The sequence below is a fragment of the Halomonas sp. ND22Bw genome, from assembly GCF_003011945.1.
Classification (GTDB): domain Bacteria; phylum Pseudomonadota; class Gammaproteobacteria; order Pseudomonadales; family Halomonadaceae; genus Halomonas; species Halomonas halophila.
Genome location: NZ_PXWD01001739.1, coordinates 1 through 238, shown reverse-complemented (window position 1 = coordinate 238; position 238 = coordinate 1). Strand labels below are relative to the sequence as shown.

Sequence of the window (238 nt, the reverse complement as noted above, 5' to 3'; positions counted from 1 at the left end):
GCGCGGCAGGCAGCAAACGCTCGCGGTTGCCGAATACCGTGCCGTCCTTGTCATGACGGAAGGGGCCGCCTTCGAGAATCGCCTGGTAGGTCCGTTGACCCTGGGGCGGCAAGTCGCGCAAGGCGATCGATTCCTGTGTCGGCTGCCGCGCTGCCGTCCGGTCGATGTCTCGGAAATCCCGGGCGTCCGCCCCGGTTGCCAAGGCCGCCAGCAGCATGCCGGCGGCGGTCGACAGTGC

Annotated in this window: 1 protein-coding gene; it reads right to left on the bottom strand. The window is 68.9% G+C overall.

Translation table 11 applies throughout. The features are described from left to right. Nucleotides 1-238, bottom strand: a 238-nt coding sequence (locus CVH10_RS24240; RefSeq protein WP_219925108.1) for a ribonuclease domain-containing protein, incomplete at both ends; no start/stop codon positions are given.